Source organism: Brevibacterium sp. K11IcPPYGO002, assembly GCF_050920635.1.
Classification (GTDB): domain Bacteria; phylum Actinomycetota; class Actinomycetes; order Actinomycetales; family Brevibacteriaceae; genus Brevibacterium.
Genome location: NZ_CP131929.1, coordinates 39,057 through 57,462, shown reverse-complemented (window position 1 = coordinate 57,462; position 18,406 = coordinate 39,057). Strand labels below are relative to the sequence as shown.

17 protein-coding genes and 1 tRNA gene are annotated in these 18,406 nt (G+C 68.4%); 12 read left to right on the top strand and 6 right to left on the bottom strand.

Annotation, left to right across the window (positions count from 1 at the left end; genetic code table 11):
- Positions 1–12 precede the first annotated feature (12 nt).
- The 4 genes from QYM46_RS00270 to QYM46_RS00255 all read right to left on the bottom strand — a co-directional run bounded on the left by QYM46_RS00270 (position 13) and on the right by QYM46_RS00255 (position 4,154).
- The gene (locus QYM46_RS00270) at positions 13–486 is read right to left on the bottom strand and encodes a VanZ family protein (protein WP_432790243.1); all 474 of its coding nucleotides are present in this window, start codon (positions 484–486) and stop codon (positions 13–15) included.
- Positions 487–566: 80 nt separating this feature from the next.
- A complete protein-coding gene (locus QYM46_RS00265; RefSeq protein WP_248279051.1) occupies positions 567–1,034 on the bottom strand; it encodes a VanZ family protein in 468 nt (155 codons plus the stop codon).
- A 145-nt stretch (positions 1,035–1,179) separates the two neighbouring features.
- A complete protein-coding gene (locus QYM46_RS00260) occupies positions 1,180–2,259 on the bottom strand; it encodes an NAD(P)-dependent alcohol dehydrogenase (protein WP_432790242.1) in 1,080 nt (359 codons plus the stop codon).
- An 83-nt stretch (positions 2,260–2,342) separates the two neighbouring features.
- Positions 2,343–4,154, bottom strand: a complete 1,812-nt coding sequence (locus QYM46_RS00255; protein ID WP_432790241.1) for a bifunctional 3'-5' exonuclease/DNA polymerase — start codon at positions 4,152–4,154, stop codon at positions 2,343–2,345.
- A gap of 162 nt (positions 4,155–4,316) precedes the next feature.
- Between QYM46_RS00255 and QYM46_RS00250 the strand changes: the two genes are divergently transcribed.
- Positions 4,317–5,690: an FAD-binding oxidoreductase gene (locus tag QYM46_RS00250; RefSeq protein WP_432790240.1), complete on the top strand. Its 1,374-nt coding sequence runs from the start codon at positions 4,317–4,319 to the stop codon at positions 5,688–5,690.
- Here QYM46_RS00250 and QYM46_RS00245 read toward each other — a convergent pair.
- Complete coding sequence (locus tag QYM46_RS00245) at positions 5,672–6,961, bottom strand: MFS transporter (RefSeq protein WP_432790239.1); 1,290 nt, start codon at positions 6,959–6,961, stop codon at positions 5,672–5,674. The genes QYM46_RS00250 and QYM46_RS00245 overlap by 19 nt on opposite strands.
- Positions 6,962–7,152: 191 nt before the next feature.
- Here QYM46_RS00245 and QYM46_RS00240 point away from each other — a divergent pair, with 191 nt between their 5' ends.
- The 9 genes from QYM46_RS00240 to QYM46_RS00200 all read left to right on the top strand — a co-directional run bounded on the left by QYM46_RS00240 (position 7,153) and on the right by QYM46_RS00200 (position 16,251).
- Entirely contained in the window at positions 7,153–7,728 is a 576-nt protein-coding gene (locus QYM46_RS00240) for a TetR/AcrR family transcriptional regulator (RefSeq protein ID WP_432790238.1), read from the top strand.
- Positions 7,729–7,834: 106 nt separating this feature from the next.
- Positions 7,835–8,215 (top strand): YciI family protein, encoded by a 381-nt coding sequence (locus QYM46_RS00235; RefSeq protein WP_169250822.1) that lies wholly within the window; start codon positions 7,835–7,837, stop codon positions 8,213–8,215.
- 41 nt (positions 8,216–8,256) lie between these two features.
- Positions 8,257–9,504 (top strand): RNA polymerase sigma factor, encoded by a 1,248-nt coding sequence (locus QYM46_RS00230; protein WP_432790237.1) that lies wholly within the window; start codon positions 8,257–8,259, stop codon positions 9,502–9,504.
- Positions 9,505–9,588: 84 nt separating this feature from the next.
- On the top strand, positions 9,589–10,551 hold the full coding sequence (gene mvk, locus QYM46_RS00225; RefSeq protein WP_169250820.1) for a mevalonate kinase: 963 nt from the start codon (positions 9,589–9,591) through the stop codon (positions 10,549–10,551).
- Positions 10,548–11,564 carry a diphosphomevalonate decarboxylase gene (gene mvaD, locus QYM46_RS00220; RefSeq protein ID WP_432790236.1) on the top strand — a complete coding sequence of 339 codons (1,017 nt, stop codon included), beginning with the start codon at positions 10,548–10,550 and terminating at the stop codon, positions 11,562–11,564. The genes mvk and mvaD overlap by 4 nt, the downstream gene beginning before the upstream one ends.
- Positions 11,561–12,703: a phosphomevalonate kinase gene (locus QYM46_RS00215; protein ID WP_432790235.1), complete on the top strand. Its 1,143-nt coding sequence runs from the start codon at positions 11,561–11,563 to the stop codon at positions 12,701–12,703. Before mvaD ends, QYM46_RS00215 begins: the two co-directional genes overlap by 4 nt.
- Positions 12,693–13,853 (top strand): type 2 isopentenyl-diphosphate Delta-isomerase, encoded by a 1,161-nt coding sequence (gene fni / locus QYM46_RS00210; protein WP_432790234.1) that lies wholly within the window; start codon positions 12,693–12,695, stop codon positions 13,851–13,853. Before QYM46_RS00215 ends, fni begins: the two co-directional genes overlap by 11 nt.
- A complete protein-coding gene (locus tag QYM46_RS00205) occupies positions 13,850–14,953 on the top strand; it encodes a hydroxymethylglutaryl-CoA reductase (RefSeq protein ID WP_169250816.1) in 1,104 nt (367 codons plus the stop codon). The genes fni and QYM46_RS00205 overlap by 4 nt, the downstream gene beginning before the upstream one ends.
- Positions 14,950–16,251, top strand: a complete 1,302-nt coding sequence (locus QYM46_RS00200; protein WP_432790233.1) for a hydroxymethylglutaryl-CoA synthase family protein — start codon at positions 14,950–14,952, stop codon at positions 16,249–16,251. Before QYM46_RS00205 ends, QYM46_RS00200 begins: the two co-directional genes overlap by 4 nt.
- A gap of 196 nt (positions 16,252–16,447) precedes the next feature.
- On the opposite strand, the gene QYM46_RS00195 is transcribed toward QYM46_RS00200, so the two are convergent.
- Positions 16,448–16,531, bottom strand: a tRNA-Leu gene (locus QYM46_RS00195).
- A gap of 454 nt (positions 16,532–16,985) precedes the next feature.
- Here QYM46_RS00195 and QYM46_RS00190 point away from each other — a divergent pair.
- Together QYM46_RS00190 and QYM46_RS00185 are read left to right on the top strand one after the other, a co-directional pair.
- Entirely contained in the window at positions 16,986–17,852 is an 867-nt protein-coding gene (locus QYM46_RS00190) for a DUF3662 and FHA domain-containing protein (RefSeq protein WP_432790232.1), read from the top strand.
- Positions 17,849–18,358: an FHA domain-containing protein FhaB/FipA gene (locus QYM46_RS00185; RefSeq protein WP_101555083.1), complete on the top strand. Its 510-nt coding sequence runs from the start codon at positions 17,849–17,851 to the stop codon at positions 18,356–18,358. The genes QYM46_RS00190 and QYM46_RS00185 overlap by 4 nt, the downstream gene beginning before the upstream one ends.
- Positions 18,359–18,406 lie beyond the last annotated feature (48 nt).

Below are 18,406 nucleotides of genomic sequence, written 5' to 3'. Positions count from 1 at the left end.
TCGTAATCGGACCTACACCAGCGCGAGCTCGTTTTCGGAGTCTCTCCTCGTCGACCGTTTCGGCCATGCGGCCAGGCAGCACAGGCCGAGGAGCGCGCCGATGCCGGCGCCGAGAGTGTTCGTGACGAGGTCGCTGAGCGTGGCGAAGCGAGTCTGTGTGAGCACAGTGCCTTGGAAGATCTCGATGCCGGCGCTGAAACCCGCGCCGACGAGAAATCCGAGCCACCACCGTCGGCGCCCGAAGTGCAGCGCGGCGAGGAAGCCGAAGGGAATGAACATCGCCACATTGCCGAGCTTCTCGACCCGTTCATAGGTCAGCCAGGCGGTCTCCCGGTGAGCGGCGAAGAGGTCGAGTGCGTGCCCGATGAGAGTGTCCGGGCCGGTGCCCATCTGCTGCGGGGTCAGCGTGATGGCGGCGATGAAGAGGGTGTAGAGAACGAGAAGGGCCAGCGGCGCACCGACTGTGCGCTGATCACGATCGGTCATCACCGCCAAATCTACGACCGAATCCTGGGCACATCCTCAGATGCGGATATGGCCCGGCTCTCACCGAACCCCAGGATCCCTCACCGGACCTCATGGTCGACGGGAATCCGGTCCATCCTCGGCGGCCAGATCGTCATCACGATGAGACCGGCCACCGCTCCGATGCCGGCGCCGAGGCTGTTCGTCACGAGGTCGCTGATCGTGGCGTAACGCGTAGGTGAGAGCAGGGTCGCCTGCGTGCCCTCGATGAGGCAGGTGAAGGCGATGCCCGCGACCCAGCCGACCCACCAGCGGTGAGGTCCGCACTGGAGGGCGACAAGCAGGCCGAAGGGGATGAACATGCCGACATTCGCGAGCTTCTCGAGGATGACGTAGTCGATCCACGCGGTCGCTCGGTGGGAGGCGAGGAACTCGAGCAGTCCGGCGATGAACGAGCCGGGACCGGTGTCCAACTGGTTGGGTGTGAGCGTGACGAGGCCGATGAAGATCGTGTAGAGGATGAGCAGCGCCAAGGGCACCGTCCGCAGCTGTCGCCTCGCACCCGTCATCGTTCCCCTGTCCCTCGGCCCGGTCTCATTGTGCCCGCCTGCCGCATGTGGGTCGAGGGATTCCCGCATCGATTGCGGGAATCACCCCGACCATTGCGGTCTCACGCCCGGCCTCTCGCAGCCGAAGCATGTCAGCGGAGACGGATCAGGCGATGGCCTCGACGTCGTCGAAGCTCGCGGTGTCGATGACGACGCGGAAGCGCACGTCTCCGGCCACGACTCGGTCGTAGGCGGCGTCCGCCTCGGTGACGGGGATCGTCTCGATCTGCGCGGCGATGCCGTGTTCGGCGCAGAAGTCGAGCATCTCCTGGGTCTCGGCGATGCCGCCGATGTTCGATCCGGCGATCGCCTTGGCCCCGCCGATGACGGCGCCGAAGGAGAACTCCTGCTTCTCCGGCGGGAGGCCGACGACGGCCATGACCCCGCGGGGCCCCAGCAGCCTCAGGTAGTGGTTGACGGGGATGTCGGCGCTGATCGTGTTGAGGATGAGGTCGAACTCGCCGGCGTGGTCGGTAAAGAAGTCCTCCTCGGTGGTCGCGAGCATCCGCGTCGCGCCCAGAGCGAGCGCATCGTCTTCCTTGCGCAGAGTGCGCGAGAGCACGGTGACTTGCGCGCCCATGGCCGCGGCGATCTGGACACCCATGTGGCCGAGTCCGCCGAGTCCGAGCACGGCGACCTGTTTGGGAGCGCCGTTCTTCGTCTCACCGGCACCCCAGCGGTTCAGCGGTGCATAGGTGGTGATGCCTGCGCACAGCAGCGGGGCGGCGACGTCGAAGTCGAGGGCGTCGGGGATCCGGCAGACGAAGCGTTCGTTGACGACGACCTTCTGCGAATACCCGCCCTGGGTGATCGTGCCGTCGACGTCTTCGACGTTGTAGGTGCCGACGCTGCCGTTCAGGCAGTTCTGCTCCTGACCGGCCCGGCATTCCTCGCACTCGCCGCACGAATTGACCATGCAGCCCACGCCCACGCGGTCGCCGACCGACCACGCGGTGACGTCGGCACCGACGGCCTCGACGACGCCGGCGATCTCGTGGCCGACGGTGAGCGGGAAGTGCGCCTCGCCCCATTCGTTGCGGATGGTGTGGATGTCGCTGTGGCAGATGCCTGCGGCCTTGATGTCGATGACGACGTCATCGGGTCGGGGATCCCGGCGGTCGATCGTGGCCACGCGGAACGGCTGGTCCGGTCCCGTCTTCTGCAGTGCCTTGACGCTGATGCTCATGTGATCTCCTTGGACTTGCGTATCCGTAGCTGGGCCACATCGTCCAGCGCTTGCGGCTGGCAGTCTATTCCATGCGTATGGACTTATTCTTTGAGCGCCCGCTCACCGATGCTCAGGTCGAGAGGGAAATCGACGGGGGCATCCCCGAACAGCAGTCGACCCGCCGAGGCGGCCGCCGCCCTGATCGCCTCTGCCGCCTGTTCGGCCTGCTCGGCCGGGGCATGGACGATGACCTCGTCGTGGAGGAAGAACACGAGGTGGGCTCGCCGGGAGAAGACCGACCCCGAGGCGGCCGCCTCTGGTGCCGCGTCGATCTCCGGCAGCCGCGCCAGGCGCAGCCGCAGATCGGCCAGCCAAGCCAGCGCCCATTCGGCCGCTGTGCCCTGGACGACGAAGTTGCGGGTGAATCGTCCCTGGTCACCGGCGGCCCGCCGGGCCCGCTGCTCGTCGGCGCCGGTGGCGTCGAAGCGGTTCGCCGCCCTCTGCAGTCTCTGCCACCCCTCGCCCGGCGGCGGGGAGGTCCGACCCAACCAGGTGGACACGACTCCTCCCTCTCGTCCCGCCTCGGCGGCGGAATCGACGAGGTGCATGGCGGCGGGGAAATTCTGCCGCAGACGCGGCACCAAGGCCCCGGCCTCCCCCGTCGTCGATCCGTACATCGCCCCGAGCACGGCGATCTTCGCCTCCTGCCGGGTCGCGACGATCCCGGCGTCGACGAGCCCGGAGTACAGGTCGCGGCCACGACCGGCCTCCGCCATCGCCCGGTCTCCGGACATGGCGGCAAGCGCACGGGGTTCGAGCTGGGCGACATCGGCGGAGACGAGCCGCCACCCATCGTCGGCGCGCAGGGCCGGACGCAGCTGCCGCGGGATCTGCAGGGCCCCTCCCCCGCTGGCCGCCCAGCGCCCGGTGACGACTCCGCCGGGCACATAGACGGGCCTGTACCGCCCCTCGTCGACCCATTCATCGAGCCAATGCCAGCCGTTGGCGCTCAGCAGCCGCGCCATCTTCTTGTACTCGAGCAGGGGCGCGATCGCCGGATGGTCGCTCGTCTGCAGCTCCCATTTCGAGGTCGAGGCGACGTTGATGCCGGCATTGCGCAGGGACGCGAGCAGCCGGTTCGGCGAATCGAGGTTGACCCGCGGATCGTCGAGTGCGGCTCGGACTTCCTCGGCCTTGGCCAGCATCTTCTGGGGCTTCCCATCGCGGATCGGTCGGGGACCGAGCAGTTCGGTCAGGATCCGATCATGTTCGGCCTCGTCCCACGGCACACCCGCCGCGCGCATTTCCGCGGCGACGAGCCCTCCGGCCGATTCCGCGGCCAACAGCAGCCGCAGCCGACCCGGATCGCTCGCGGAGTCCACGGCCGCCGTCTGCCGGGCAAATTCGGCCAGGGCCGCCTCGAGGTCGTGCGGAACCTGTGGGATGAATCCGCGTCCGGCATCGACGTCGAAGAGAGCGGCCGCCTGTTCGGGTGCGGCGGCGTCGGCGGGCGCGGCGTCCCAGTCGGCGGCGGCACGCACCGCCTCCGGTGCGGTGACGAGTTCGGAGCGGGCGAGGATCGCATGGGCCAAGCGCAGATCGTGGCAGCGCTCAAAGCTCACCCCGGCGTCCAACAGCGACGGATACCACTTCGGGGTGTCGCTGAAGACCCAGCGGGTCGGGGGTGCCGGAGCGCGATCCGCGGTCCCACCGGCTCCGTTCTGCCCTCCCCAGGCCGGGTCCTCACGGTCACGGACGAACTTGGGCAGGGCCGCCTCGGCGAGGTCGATCCGGCCGATCTCCGCTCCTCTCGCATCGAGATCGACGACCCCGATCCGAGGCCCCTCGAATCCGTCGCCGGGCAGCGTCCCGAGCACGCAGGCCGCGGGGAGCCGATCGGGGGTGAGGGTCATGGGTTCAGCCTACGCCGCGACGACCTGCGGCTCGGTCCGCCGCGACGCCGGGCGGCAGCACCTGTCCGCGCCCCGAGCCGACCGCCGCGGGCGACCGTGATCCTGGTAACGTCGAGAGCGGAATCCGGGTGCCGAACTCCGCTCGAAAGGCCGATACGCAACATGGACGTTGTCTCCGCTCTCACCTCCGCCCTGCCGGCCACGGCCGTCATCACCGATCCCGATTCGATGGACGCCTACCGTTGGGACCGCGCGAACGACCCCGACGCCGGGGTGCCTGCCGCCGTGGTCCGGGCCACCTCGACCGAGGAGGTGCAGACGGTCGTGCGCATCGCCGCCGAGGCGAAGGTCCCGATCGTGCCCCGCGGCGCCGGATCCGGCCTGTCGGGCGGCAGCTCCGCGATCGCCGGCGGAATCGTGCTGTCCCTGGACACGATGCGCGAGATCAGCATCGATCCCGTCACCCGCATGGCCACGGTCCAACCCGGTGCCTTCAACGCCGAGGTCAAGGCCGCCGCGGCCGAACACGGCCTGTGGTACCCGCCGGACCCCTCGTCCTTCGAGTTCTGCTCGATCGGCGGCAACATCGCCACGAACGCCGGCGGCCTGTGCTGCGTGAAGTACGGTGTGACCACGGACTACGTCCTCGGGATGACCGTCGTCCTCGCCGACGGTCGGGCGGTCAAACTCGGCGGCCCGAGGCTCAAGGACGTCGCGGGTCTGCCGCTGACGAAGCTCTTCGTCGGTTCCGAGGGGACCTTGGGCGTGATCACCGAGGTGACTCTGCGGCTCATTCCCGCCCAGCTGCCCCCGACGACCGTCGTCGCGATGTTCCCGAAGCTCGCCGATGCCACGAACGCCGTGCTCGAGATCGCGAAGGCCATGCGACCCTCGATGCTCGAGTTCATGGACAAGCCCTCGATCAACGCCGTCGAGGACGAGCTGAAGATGGGGCTCGACCGTGAGGCCGAGGGCATGCTCGTCATCCAGTCCGACGAACCCGGCGAGCACTGCACTGTGCAGGCGAAGATCATCGAGGAGATCTGCAACAGCAACTCGGCCTCAGAGTGCTATCTCACTGCCGACCCGGATGAGGGCGAAGCCTTCGTCACGGCCCGCCGGATCGCGATTCCGGCCGTGGAGAAGAAGGGTGCTCTGCTGCTCGAGGACGTCGGCGTTCCGCTGCCGAAGCTCGGCGATCTGGTGCTCGGGATTGAGAAAATCGCGGCCGACCGCGGCGTGACGATCGCCGTCATCGCCCATGCCGGCGACGGCAACACGCATCCGCTGCTGGTCCTCGATCCCAAGGATGAGGAACAGCAGAAGCGCGCGCAGATCGCCTACGGCGAGGTCATGGATCTGGCCACGGGGCTGGGCGGGACGATCACCGGTGAGCACGGCGTCGGCCGACTCAAGTCACCGTGGCTCGCGCCCTATCTCGGCGAGGACGTCATGGAGCTCAACCACCGGATCAAGCAGGCCCTCGACCCGGACAACATCTTCAACCCGGGATCGGTCTACACCGGGCTCGTCTGAGGTTCCGGCCGGGGTTCGCGGCGCAGCAGCGGTGCGAGCGCGAGCACGGCGAGCAGCACGCCCATGGGGATGAGCAGAGCCGTCCGCAGCCCCCAGTGATCGCCGACGAGACCGAGCGCGGGCGGTCCGACGAGGAACGCAAGGTAGCCGATCGTCGAGACAGCGGCCACCCGATTGGCCGGCTGCGCGCCAGAGGCGCCTGCCTCCGACAGTGCCACCGGAAAGCCGAGCGAGGTCCCGAGCCCCCAGAGGAGCACTGCGGCAGCGGCGACGATCTGGCTGTCGACGAGGGAGGCCGAGCCGATGCCGACGAAGCCGAAGGCGGCGCTGACGAGGAGCACGTTCGCACGGCCGAAACGCTGGACGATGCCGCCGCCGAGGAATCGGCCGATCGTCATCGCCGCCGCGAAGATCGCGTAGATGCTCGAACCGAGCGCAGGGTCGAAGCCGTGCCCGTCGACCATGACCAGCGGCAGCCAGTCGTTAGCGGTGCCCTCGGCGAGCGCCATCCCGAGCACGATCGCACCGATGACGATCAGACGCGGGTCCCTCCACACCGAGGCGGTACGAGCCGGCCGAGGACTCGGCTCGGGACCTGGACCGGGGGCCGCCTCGGCGAGGGATCCTTCCACGGAGGCGTTCCGACCCGTCCCCGCGGGGACGTGGCGCATCGCCGGCACCATGGCGACGACGCCGAGGATGCCGATGAGGAGGAGGTGGACGAGAACGGGGAAGTCGGCGGCGGTGGCGAGGATCCCGATGGCCGCGCCGATGACGGTGCCGAGGCTGAAGAAACCGTGGAGGCCGGGCAGGAAGGGGCGATCGAGGTGCTTCTCGAGTTCCGCCCCCTCGACATTCATCGCGACCTCTCCAGTGCCCATGCCGAGTCCGAAGACTACGAGACCTGCGGCGACGATGAACGACTGCGACCAGGCGGCGCCGAGGCCGATGAGGGGCATGCTCGCGATGACTCCGAGCGTGCCGATGCCGATGATCGGTCGCGCCCCGAAGCGGCCGACGAGCGGCCCGGAGGCGAGGATTCCGAGCATCGACCCGATGGAGAGTCCGAAGAGGACGAGGCCCATCTGTGCCGTGCTCGCGTCGAGGGCGTCACGGATCGACGGGGTGCGGGTCACCCACGAGGCGATGGTGATGCCGGGGAGGAAGAAGAGAGCGAGCAGGGACAGACGGCGAGCGCGCAGGGTCGAGGAGTGATTCGTCGCGGGGGTCGGCTTCGTGCTCGACTTCCTGAACGCCTGCTGTTCGGTCATCGGATCATCTCCTTCTCGGTGTGCACGGTGCTGAGGCGGACAGCCCTCGAATCGGTGTACGGATGTACACACATCGATCGGTGTACAAATGTACACTCTCTGTTGTCCGTCTGTCACAGCTGACAGATCTGTCGCGGGAGCCAAGAACCGCCCGCACGGACTGAGCACGGGGATTCGACGAAGGAGGCCAAATGAGCGCACGCAGCGGGGCGCCGAACGACCCCGGCCGCCGGGAACGGATCATCGCGGCCGCCCTCGAGCTCATCCTCGACGACGGCGTCGCCCGGGTCTCCCACCGCGCCGTCGCAGCACGTGCGGACGTCCCCCTGGGGTCGATGACCTACCACTTCGCCAGCATCGACGAGGTGATCACCGAGGCGTTCCGTCGGCTCGTCGACCGACTCTCCGGCCGCTACCGCGCAGGTCTGCACGAGGCGGCGACCACCGCCGAGGCGCGCGAAGCCGTCGTCGAGATCATCTGCGGTGACACCTTCGCATCCCCTCGCGAGATGGCGGGAATCTTCGAGCTCTACTCCTATGGCCGCAGCTCCCCCGACTCCGCCGAGCTCGCCGCCTCGTGGATGGGCATCAGCGCGGCCGCGCTGACCGAACACTTCACCCCCGACACTGCCCACGCCATCGATGCGCTCATCGAGGGATGGACGATCCACCACCATCTCGACGGCAAGGCACCCGACCGCGAACTCGTGCGCGCGGCGGTGACGGCGCTGACCTCCTCGGCGCTGGCCTCCTCGACACCGTCGTGAACGCTTCGGGGATATTCTGAGGACAGCTGTCGAATCGACGTCGATTCGATCGTCTTGTCTGTAAGCGGCCGAAATCCGGCCGCCGCACACAGAACGGAGCAGAACAATGCGCTATGCACTCGTCTTCCACGCCCCGGAACTCACCCCCGACGGGCCTCAACCCAGCGAAGAAGCCATCCAGGAGATGATGCGGCTCATGGACGACTACGCGGCAGCGCTCAACTCCGCGGGCGTCTTCGTCGCCTGGGAGATGCTCGAGCCGCAGACCGAGGCCGTGACCGTCACCCGCAGGACCGGCGAGGTCGTCATCGAGGACGGCCCGTTCGCAGCCGCCAAGGAGGCTTTCGCGGGAGTCGTCGTCATCGACGTCCCCGATCGCGAAGCGGCACTGTCCTGGGCGGAGAAGTTCCCCGGAACGGCCTACGGCACGATCGAAGTCCGCCGATCCGCGACGTCCTGCATCGCGGGCGAGTGGACACGAGCGTGAGCCGACAGCCGCGATGAATCGGCAACGTCGATGACCCGCCGATGACCGAGTCCGCAGAGCCTGCCGAGCGCGCGATGATCCTGTCCCAGGACGGCTGGGGCAGGATCATCGCGCTCATCGCGGCTGCCGACGGCGACATCTCCGGCGCCGAGGATGCGCTGTCGGCCGCGCTCGAACGTGCCGTGACCGTCTGGCGGGAACACGGTCCACCGGCAAATCCCGAAGGCTGGCTCTACCGGGTGGCGCTCAACGCCCGCCGGGACGTGTGGAAATCGGCGGCGGCACGAACCGCGACCGCCCTCGACGAGGAGACGATCGACAGCATCGACGGCAGCAGCGGGTCCGGCACCGATCCAGCCGACCACGATCCCGATGCCCTGCCCGACCGCAGGCTCGAACTCCTCGCCGCCTGCGCGCATCCGGACATCGATCCTCCCGCCCGGTCGCTGCTCATGCTCTCGGCGGTGATGGGGATGACGGCAAAACAGATCGCGGCAGCCATGGCTCTGCCCGCTGCCACCGTCTCTGCCCGTCTGACCAGGGCGAAGAAGCGCGTTGCCGGTCTCGGCGTCGCCTTCGGCAGTCCCGACCGCCTCGACCTCGAGTCCCGCCTGCCCGATGTGCACGAGACGATCTACGGGGCATTCGCCATCGAATGGGCTCAGGCGGCCGCGCAGCCACGGGAGGGCATGATCGGCGAAGCCCTGTACTTGTCGCGCCTCGTGGCGCAGCTGTGCCCCGGTGACGGCGAATCCCACGGACTGGCCGCCCTCATCCACCTCTCAGCCGCCCGCTTCCCCGCTCGTCGCAGCGGCGACGGACGATTCGTGCCCCTGTCCGACCAGGACCCGAACCGCTGGGACGGACCCCTCACCGAGGCGGGCGAGCGCCACCTCGTCGAGGTCCACCGCTGCGGACACGTCGGCCGATTCGGGCTCGAGGCGGCCATCCAACTCCTCCATATGGCCGGAATCCGCACCGGATCCACGGATTGGCCGATGCTGCTGCGCCTCCACGACGACCTCGGGCAGATCGCACCGAGTCTCGGCGGTGCCGTCTCCCGAGCCGCCGTCCTCGCCGAGGTCAACGGTCCCGCGGCGGGGCTGGCGGCGCTCGACGCACTCGATGACGTCTCATCACGCCTCGAAGCCTTCCAACCTGCCTGGGTGCTGCGAGCTCATCTGCTCACTCGCCTCGGTCGCACAGACGAGGCGGCCACCGCCCGCCGGCGGGCCCTCGACCTGACCACCGATCCGGCCGAACGCGCCTACCTCGCCGGACTCACCTGAGACGGACGTCACCTCGTCTTCGGGATGGGCGGGGGTACGGCATATGATGGTGAAATCAATCCACAGACTCCGAAACCATCCTGCATGCACAATTCCTCTCAGACCGAACCCGCCCAGGGCACGTCCCAGGGCTTCGCCCACGCAAAGGCGATCCTGTTCGGCGAACACGCGGTTGTCTACGGCTCTCCGGCCGTCGCAGTGCCATTGCACGGACTCGGAGTCCAGACCGATATCCGCCGGTCCCCGCATCAGGAGACCCGGATCGAGAGCCAGCTGTTCTCCGGAAATGCGCAGACCGCTCCGGAGCCGATGGGCCCCGTCGTCGCCGGTCTCAACGCCGCACTGAAAGCCGTGGGGAACCCCGACGCCGAGGTGGAGCTGCTCATCCGTTCGGCGATCCCCCACAGCCGCGGCCTGGGTTCGAGTGCAGCCGTGGCCACCTCCGTGGCCCGCGCGGTCGCGAACCTGCATGCGACGGTCTTCGACGAGAACACCCTCCACGAGATCGTGCAGGCGGCCGAAACCGTCGCCCATGGCCGACCCAGCGGAATCGACGCCTGGGCCGTGGCCAAACCCGCCCCCATCCGCTTCCAGACCGGGTGCGCCCAGACCATCGACGTCGGTCAGCGCCTCGTCTTCGTCCTCGCGGACTCCGGTCATCACGGGTCCACCGCCGAGGCGGTCGGAGGGGTCCGTGCTCGCCGTGACGCCGATCCTGTGCGCATCGGAGGGATGATCGACCGTCTTGCCGAAATCACCGATTCCGCCGTCGACACCATCCGCTCCGGTGATCGTGAGACGATCGGCACGCTGATGAACGAAGCCCATGGACTGCTCGGCAGCCTCGGTGTGTCGACCCCGACCCTCGATTCCCTCGTCGCTGCCGCCACCGCGGCCGGAGCCCGGGGAGCCAAACTCACCGGCGGCGGACTCGGCGGCTGCGTGCTGGCCCTGGCCGACGATGATGATTCGGCCGAAGAGCTCGCCGAGGCCCTGCGCAAGGCGGGAGCACCCCGCACCTGGACGACGGAGGTCAGACCGACATGAGAACGACGACGGCGCGGGCCTACCCGAACATCGCCCTGGTCAAGTACTGGGGCAAGGCCGATGAGGAGCTCATCCTGCCCGCTGCGGGCAGCCTGTCCCTGACGCTGAACCACTTCGAGACCACGACCACCGTGGTGCCCGCCCCGGACGCCGAGACCGATGTCCTCGAACTCGACGGCGCACTCGCCGATCCCGGCCAGACCGACCGCATCTCGACCTTCCTCGACCATGTCCGCGCTCTGGCCGGACGCGATGACCGGGTCCTCGTCCGGTCCCGCAACTCCGTGCCCACGGGTGCCGGTCTGGCCTCCTCGGCGTCGGGCTTCGCCGCTCTGGCCACGGCCGCCGCCGCTGCGTTCGACCTCGATCTCGCACCGCGCGATCTCAGCCGGCTGGCCCGCCGCGGTTCGGGGTCGGCGTGCCGCTCGATTCCCGACGGCATCGCCGTCTGGCACGCCGGCGACGACGCCTCCTCCTTCGCCGAGACCGTGCCCGCCCCGGATATGCGGATGATCATCGTCACCGTCAACCGGGCCAGGAAAGCCGTGTCCTCCCGCGAGGCGATGCGCCTGACCGCCGCCACCTCACCCTTCTACTCCGGCTGGGTGTCCTCGACCGAGGACTACCTCGAGCAGATGGTCGCCGCCTGCGCGGCCGGGGACTTCACCCGCATCGGCGAGATCACCGAATCCCACGCCCTGCGCATGCACGGACTCATCCAGTCCACCGTGCCCCCGATCCGGTTCCTCAATCCGACCAGCCACGCGATCTTCGACGCCGTGGCCGACGCCCGCGAATCAGGGATCGAAGCCTACTCGACCGCCGATGCCGGCCCGAACGTCGCCGTCATCGTCCGCCCCGCAGACGCCGAGGCACTGGCCGAGAAGCTCTCCGGCTTCGGCGACGTCCGCGTCGTCGGACCGGGCCCGGGAGCCCACCTGCTCACCGCCGCTGACGCAGTCCCGCCTGCAGACGCAGTGAACCCGGCTGCGGGTGAGGGCAGCCGGGCATGATCGAGACCCGAGCGCCCGGCAAGCTGTTCATCGCCGGCGAATACGCCGTCGTCGAACCCGGACAGCCCGCCGTGCTCATCGCCGTCGACCGGTGCATCACCGTCCGGCTGACCGAGAGTGAGGGTGCCGGCCGCATCCATTCGAGCGAATACGGTCAGGCTCCCGTCGTGTGGCGGCGCGAAGACGATGGTGAGCACATCATCGTCGATGAGCGCCCCTTCGACTATGTGCTCTCGGCGATCTCCACCGTCGAAGAGCTGCGCTCCGGCCGGGGTGCCAGCCCCCGCTACTTCGATCTCGAGATCTCCAGCGAACTCAATGACTCAGACGGCCGGAAGTTCGGACTCGGCTCCTCGGCGGCGGTGACGGTGGCGACGATCGCCGCTCTCGATGAGTTCTATCGCCTCGGCCTGACCCTGACCGAACGCTTCAAACTCGCGGTCCTTTCGACCATCGCGATCTCCACGAAGGCCTCCGGCGGTGATCTCGCCGCCAGCACCTTCGGCGGTTGGATCCGCTACTCCTCCCCCGACCGTGCCGCCCTGCACGCTCACCGCGAGGCCCACGGGGTCGTCTCCGCCATGAGCTGCTCGGAATGGGCCGGCTGCTCGGCCCGACGGGTCACCCCACCGAGCTCGCTCGACCTCCTCGTCGGCTGGACCGGATCACCGGCGTCGACCGAACATCTCGTCACACGCGTCCACACCCCGCGCGAGCGGACGGACGAATCCTCCACCGAATCGTCCCCGGCAGCGCAGAAACCGCGCCCGCTCGTGTCCTTCGCCGCCGAGTCGCACACGCTCGTCGACGATCTCGTGGCGGCCTTCGACGCCGACGATGCCGAGGCGAGCCTGACCACGATCCGCTCCGTACGTGCCCTGCTGCGGCGACTGAGCGACTCCACGGGCAGCCTCATCGAAACCGAGGCCCTGCACGACCTGTGCGAGATCGCCGAAACACACGGGGCCGCAGCGAAGCCCTCGGGAGCCGGGGGCGGCGACTGCGGAATCGCCCTCGCTCAAACACGGACCGAAGCACACACCGAAGCACAGACCATTCTCAGCGGCTGGGAAGCCGCCGGAATCCGACCCCTGGACCTCGGTGCCCACCGAGAGGAAGGCGAGATCGATGAGTTCTGAGACCCCGGCATCAGCAGAGACCCCGGAGACCAAGGCCTCCCGCGCCTCCCGCAAGGACGACCATGTTCGCCTCGCCTCGGCGCAGCAGACCGAAGGGCCGCGGCGGACCGACTTCGACGACCTCGAATTCGTCCACCACGCCCTGTCGGGAACGAACCCCGACCGCGTCGACCTCAGCGTCGAACTAGGCGAGTGGACCTGGCCGACGCCTTTCTACGTCAACGGCATGACCGGCGGCACGGAGACCACGGCGAAGATCAACCGGGACCTGGCCATCGCCGCCGCCGAGACCGGCCTGCCCATGGCCTGCGGATCGATGAGCGTGGCCCTCGACGATGCCGAGGCAGCGAAGGGCTTCACCGTCATCCGCGAGGAGAACCCGGACGGCTTCGTCATGGGAAACCTCGGTGCCGGTCGCAGCGCCGATGATGCCCGCCGCGCCGTCGAGCTGCTGAACGCCGATGCCCTCCAGCTGCACATCAACCCGGTGCAGGAGACCGCGATGCCCGAAGGCACCCGCGACTTCTCCACCTGGCTGTCCGGCCTCGAGGACATCGTCGCCGCCTGCCCCGTGCCCGTCGTCGTCAAAGAGGTCGGATTCGGCCTCAGCCGCCGCACCCTGAGACTGCTCGCCGATATCGGGGTGCAGTACGCCGATGTCTCCGGCGCCGGAGGCACGGACTTCCTGCGCATCGAGAACGATCGCGCACCGGCCGATGACTTCTCCATGCTCACCGGCTTCGGTCAGTCCGCCCTGGCCTGCCTGCTCGACGCCCCGGCCGAGTGGACGACCGAGACGACGATGGACGACGGCGTCTCGAACCGCGTGCTCCTGGCCTCGGGCGGCGTGCGCAACCCCTATGATGTCGTGAAAGCACTGGCCTGCGGTGCTCGCGCCGTCGGCGTCGCCGGCACGTTCCTGCAGACCGTGCTCGACCACGGTCCGGACGGGCTCGTCGATCTCGTACGCACCTGGCAGACTCAGACCTCGGCTCTGTTCGCCCTGCTCGGGGCGCAGCGGTCCACGGACCTCACGGCCACGGACCTGCTCACGCGGGGCCGCCTCGGCGAGTTCGCCCGCCTGCGCGGAATCGACGTCACCGCGCTCTCGCACCGATCCGACGTCCTTTCGAGGAGGAATCAGCTGTGAATCAGCAGACCACGATCACCGGGATCCCCACCACATGGGTCGGTCCCCTGCGGGTCAGCGGCGAAGCGCTGGCTCCCGAAGGCACCCACACCGAGGTGGCCGTGCCCCTGGCAACCTACGAGACCCCGCTGTGGCCCTCCGTCGGCCGCGGGGCGTCGATCTCCCGTGAGATCGAGGGCGGGATCCGCACCGTCATCGTCGATGAGCGGATGACCCGGTCCGTGCTGTTCGTCGCCGAATCCGCGATCGGCGCCGAGGCGGCCGCGCAGGCCATCCGTCACCGCACCCGCGAACTCGAATCCGTCGTCGAAGCCGGATCCGGCCACTGCCGGCTCATCGAGATCCATCCGGAGATCGTCGGGAACCTGCTCTTCGTCCGCTTCGCTTTCCGCACGAACGACGCCTCGGGCCACAATATGGTCACCCAAGCCTCGGATTCGCTCATGGACACCATCCTGTCCTGGCAGCTGGGCCTCGACTACGGCTCGGTGTCCGGCAACTACTGCTCGGACAAGAAGGCCACCGCGGTCAACGGAATCCTCGGGCGCGGACGCAATGTCGTCGCCGAGATCGTCCTGCCCCACGAAGTCGTCGAGCGTCGCCTGCGCACGAGCGCGGACAAGATCGTCGAACTCGTCGTGCGCAAGAACCTCGTCGGGTCGACGATCGCCGGAGCCCTGCGCTCGGCGAACGCCCACTATGCGAACATGCTGCTCGCCTTCTACCTGGCCACCGGTCAGGATGCGGCGAACATCGTCGAAGGTTCGCAGGGCATCACCTATGCGGAGAACCGCCCCGAAGGCCTGTACTTCTCGACGACGCTGCCGCACCTCATCGTCGGCACCGTCGGCAACGGCAAGGATCTGCCGCACGTCGATGAGGCGCTCGAGCGTCTCGGCTGCCGTGAGGATCGTGAGCCGGGAGCGAATTCGCGTCGCCTGGCCGCACTCATGGCCGCGACGGTGCTCTGCGGTGAGCTCTCTCTGCTCGCCGCCCAGACGAACCCGGGTGAGCTGATGGACACTCACCGCCAGATGGAACGCAAGGCTGAGGCAGAGCGGGATTCCGCCGCTCAGCGAGAGGACGGCGAGGCCGCATGACATCACACACTGCTGCGGGCACTGCACCGATCGGCATCGATGACATCGAACTGGCCACGAGCCATCATGTCGTCAGGCTCGATGACTTCGCCGCGGCGAACGGGACCGATCCGAACAAGTTCCGCCTCGGCCTCGGCCAGGACGAGTTCAGCTTCCCGGCTCCCGATGAGGATGTCGTGACGATGGCGGCCGCGGCCGCCGCGCCGATCATCCGGCGCAGCGGTTCCGAGGGCATCCGCACCCTGCTGTTCGCCACCGAATCGGGGATCGACCAGTCGAAGGCCGCCGGTATGGCCGTGCACTCGCTGCTCGACCTGCCGTCACAGATGCGCGTCGTCGAGGTCAAGGAAGCGTGCTATTCGGCGACGGCCGCGTTGCAGGCCGCCGTCGGCATCGTCACCCGCTCTCCCGGCCAGCGGGTGCTCGTCATCGCCTCGGATGTCGCCCGCTACGAACTCGACACCCCCGGTGAGCCCACTCAGGGCGCCGGTGCCGTGGCGATGCTCGTCTCCGCGGATCCGAAGCTGCTCGAGATCGAACCGGTCTCGGGGCTGAACTCGGCCGATGTCGATGACTTCTGGCGCCCGAACGATTCGACGACCGCGATCGTCGACGGAGCCCTCTCGGTCACCGCCTACCTCGACTCGCTCACCGGAGCGTGGACCGATCTGGCCGCGCAGGGCGGACCGGCGATGACCGAGATCGACCGCGTGCTCTACCACCAGCCGTTCACGAAGATGGCGAAGAAGGCGCAGGTCCACCTCGCCGGACTCACCGGTGAGGATCTCGAGACGGACATCGTCGCGGGTGCCGGCGCGGGCGCTGCCGGTTCTGGCACAGCTGCCGCCAACTCGGACGCTGCCTCGGGGCCGGCCGCTGCCGCCGGTGCCGATAACTCCGTTGCCACTGGTCCGCGCGATACCGGGCTGGCCACGAGCACCCTGTACAACCGTCGCCTCGGCAACTCCTATACCGCTTCGCTCTATGCAGGACTGTGTTCGCTGCTCGACCACGATGAGGATCTCGCGGGCAAGCGCATCGGGTTCTTCAGCTACGGATCGGGCAGCGTCGGTGAGTTCTTCACCACCCGCGTCGTCCCCGGCTACGAGCAGCATTCGCGCCGACAGGCCGTCACCGAGGCGCTCGACGCCCGAGTGCCGCTGTCCATCGACGCCTATCGCGCGCTCCATGCGACCGAACTCTCCAGCGCCGAGGACGTCACGACCCCGAAGGTGACCGCGGGACCGTTCCGCTTCGCCGGGATCAAGGGCGGTGCCCGCATCTACGAGCGCGCCTAGGCGGCTCACCCGACGCCCCACGCATTGCGTAAGGCCCAGTTTGAGTTGAACAGCCCATGTTTGAAACAGGGCTGCTCGACTCAAACTGGGCTTTTCGCCCTGTCGGCCGCCGAACCCCTCTTCAACCGACCGCAGGCACGACGAAGCCCCTCACCCTGACCCTGTCGGGACTCGGTGAGGGGCTTGTCATTCGCTGTGCGCGAGGGGGGACTTGAACCCCCACGACCTTGCGGCCACTGGCACCTGAAGCCAGCGCGTCTACCAATTCCGCCACTCGCGCGAACAAGGTAAAACTCTAGCATCGGAGACGGCGAAACCGAAAACCGAGGAAGCCGAAACCGCCCAAACGTGTCCACCTTCACATTTTCGCCCCGTGCGACCTTACGCCCTCGCCCCTCGCAGCCCCACGTCCTCAGCCTTCCCAGCGCCCGCCCTCGCCACACACGGCCGCACCCGCTCGGCCCGCGCTCACCCCACGCGGCCGCCCACCCTCGCCCCGCCCACGGGCCCACCTGCACCGCGTGCACTCCCTCGATCTTCCCTGGACGCGCGCAGGGAATCCCGGCACAGCTTCGCCCTGCGAACACGCGTGACGTGAGTTGAGAGCCTCACCGCGTTAGGATTGGGTGTTGATGTGCCCAGAGTGCACGTGATCAGGACCACCTGGTCAGAGCACTCGGAGACGCTTGGCGAAGAGTTCGTCCGGCAACGGCAACACCTGATGAGGAGGTGCCATGGGGTTACTCGATCGCTTCGAGAAGGGGCTGGAGAACGTCGTCAACGGCGCCTTCGCGAAGGCTTTCCGATCCCAGGTCGAACCCGTCGAGCTCGCCGGAGCCCTGCGCCGTGAGGCCGACAACAAGGCCGCCGTGGTCTCCCGCGGTCGCACCCTGACGGCCAACCACTACGTCATCGAGCTCTCGCAGACCGACCACGACCGGCTCTCCGGCCTCGAGTCCGAGCTACGCTCCGATCTGCGCCAGGTCGTCGGCGATCACGCCGTCGAACAGGCCTACAGCTTCGTCGGTCCCGTCTCCGTCGAATTCGCTCTCGCCGACGACCTCGACACGGGAATGTACCGCGTCGTGTCCTCGACCCAGCGTCCCGACGGCTCTCCTGCCGCCCAGCCGGCCAACCGCGGCGGCTACGACCCGATCTCGCGGGCGAATCCGATCGTCGGCGAGTCCCCGAACTCCGGGTCTCGGCCCGTGACCCCGCGCCGCTCCCCGGAACCCGCCCGTTCGACCCCGGCCGCGGCACCCCGGCAGAACTCTGGCGCCCGTCCCGCACCGGCACCGGTCCCCGCTCGCAGCATCGAAGCCAGCGTGACCATCGACGGTCGCACGCAGATGCTGCGCCAGGGCACGAACACCTTCGGCCGCTCCTCGTCGAGCTCCGACTTCGTCATCGACGATCCCGGCGTCTCGCGCCGTCACTTCGAGATCGTCGTCGAGGGTGACCGTGCCGTGGCCAACGACCTCGGTTCGACGAACGGCACAATGTTGCACGGACGCAAACTGACATCGGCGACCCTGTCCGACGGCGATGTCCTCCTCGCCGGCGAGGCCGAGGTCCACTACAACGAGCGGGACGCCCAGTGAGCGAATTCACCGTCACCGTCTTCCGGTTGGCATTCTTCATCATCCTCTGGCTCTTCGTCCTCGGAGTCGCCGGAGTCCTCCGTCGCGACATCTTCGGCCCCCGGAAGGCCCGCGCCGGACGGAAATCTCGCCGAGGCGGCTCCAAGTCCGCCCCACCGCCACCGTCCCGTCCGGCTCCCGCACCTCGCCCGGCTGCCGCTCCGGCCGCCCACGCCCATCCGGGCACCATCCGCATCACCGACGGCCCCTTGGCCGGGCAGACGCTCATGCTCTCGGGGGCGCCAGTGACCTTCGGGCGGGCTCCCGACAACACGATCATCATCAATGACGACTTCGCCTCCAGCCATCACGCTCGGATCTCCGCGAAGAACGGGGCCTGGATGCTCGAAGACCTCGGATCGACGAACGGCACCATCGTCGACGGCTCGCGCATGACCGGGCCCATCCAGTTGGCCATCGGCACCCGGATCACCATCGGACATACGACCCTGGAGACCCAATCGTGACGACCGGCGGTACCATCACTCTCCGTTCGGCAGCCCGGTCTCATACCG

Excerpts from the sequence above, each read along its gene's own strand:
- QYM46_RS00270 (WP_432790243.1), bottom strand. The coding sequence starts at position 486 with ATGACCGATCGTGATCAGCGCACAGTCGGTGCGCCGCTGGCCCTTCTC.
- QYM46_RS00265 (WP_248279051.1), bottom strand. The coding sequence starts at position 1,034 with ATGACGGGTGCGAGGCGACAGCTGCGGACGGTGCCCTTGGCGCTGCTC.
- QYM46_RS00260 (WP_432790242.1), bottom strand. The coding sequence starts at position 2,259 with ATGAGCATCAGCGTCAAGGCACTGCAGAAGACGGGACCGGACCAGCCG.
- QYM46_RS00255 (WP_432790241.1), bottom strand. The coding sequence starts at position 4,154 with ATGACCCTCACCCCCGATCGGCTCCCCGCGGCCTGCGTGCTCGGGACG.
- QYM46_RS00250 (WP_432790240.1), top strand. The coding sequence starts at position 4,317 with ATGGACGTTGTCTCCGCTCTCACCTCCGCCCTGCCGGCCACGGCCGTC.
- QYM46_RS00245 (WP_432790239.1), bottom strand. The coding sequence starts at position 6,961 with ATGACCGAACAGCAGGCGTTCAGGAAGTCGAGCACGAAGCCGACCCCC.
- QYM46_RS00240 (WP_432790238.1), top strand. The coding sequence starts at position 7,153 with ATGAGCGCACGCAGCGGGGCGCCGAACGACCCCGGCCGCCGGGAACGG.
- QYM46_RS00235 (WP_169250822.1), top strand. The coding sequence starts at position 7,835 with ATGCGCTATGCACTCGTCTTCCACGCCCCGGAACTCACCCCCGACGGG.
- QYM46_RS00230 (WP_432790237.1), top strand. The coding sequence starts at position 8,257 with ATGACCGAGTCCGCAGAGCCTGCCGAGCGCGCGATGATCCTGTCCCAG.
- mvk (WP_169250820.1), top strand. The coding sequence starts at position 9,589 with ATGCACAATTCCTCTCAGACCGAACCCGCCCAGGGCACGTCCCAGGGC.
- mvaD (WP_432790236.1), top strand. The coding sequence starts at position 10,548 with ATGAGAACGACGACGGCGCGGGCCTACCCGAACATCGCCCTGGTCAAG.
- QYM46_RS00215 (WP_432790235.1), top strand. The coding sequence starts at position 11,561 with ATGATCGAGACCCGAGCGCCCGGCAAGCTGTTCATCGCCGGCGAATAC.
- fni (WP_432790234.1), top strand. The coding sequence starts at position 12,693 with ATGAGTTCTGAGACCCCGGCATCAGCAGAGACCCCGGAGACCAAGGCC.
- QYM46_RS00200 (WP_432790233.1), top strand. The coding sequence starts at position 14,950 with ATGACATCACACACTGCTGCGGGCACTGCACCGATCGGCATCGATGAC.
- QYM46_RS00190 (WP_432790232.1), top strand. The coding sequence starts at position 16,986 with ATGGGGTTACTCGATCGCTTCGAGAAGGGGCTGGAGAACGTCGTCAAC.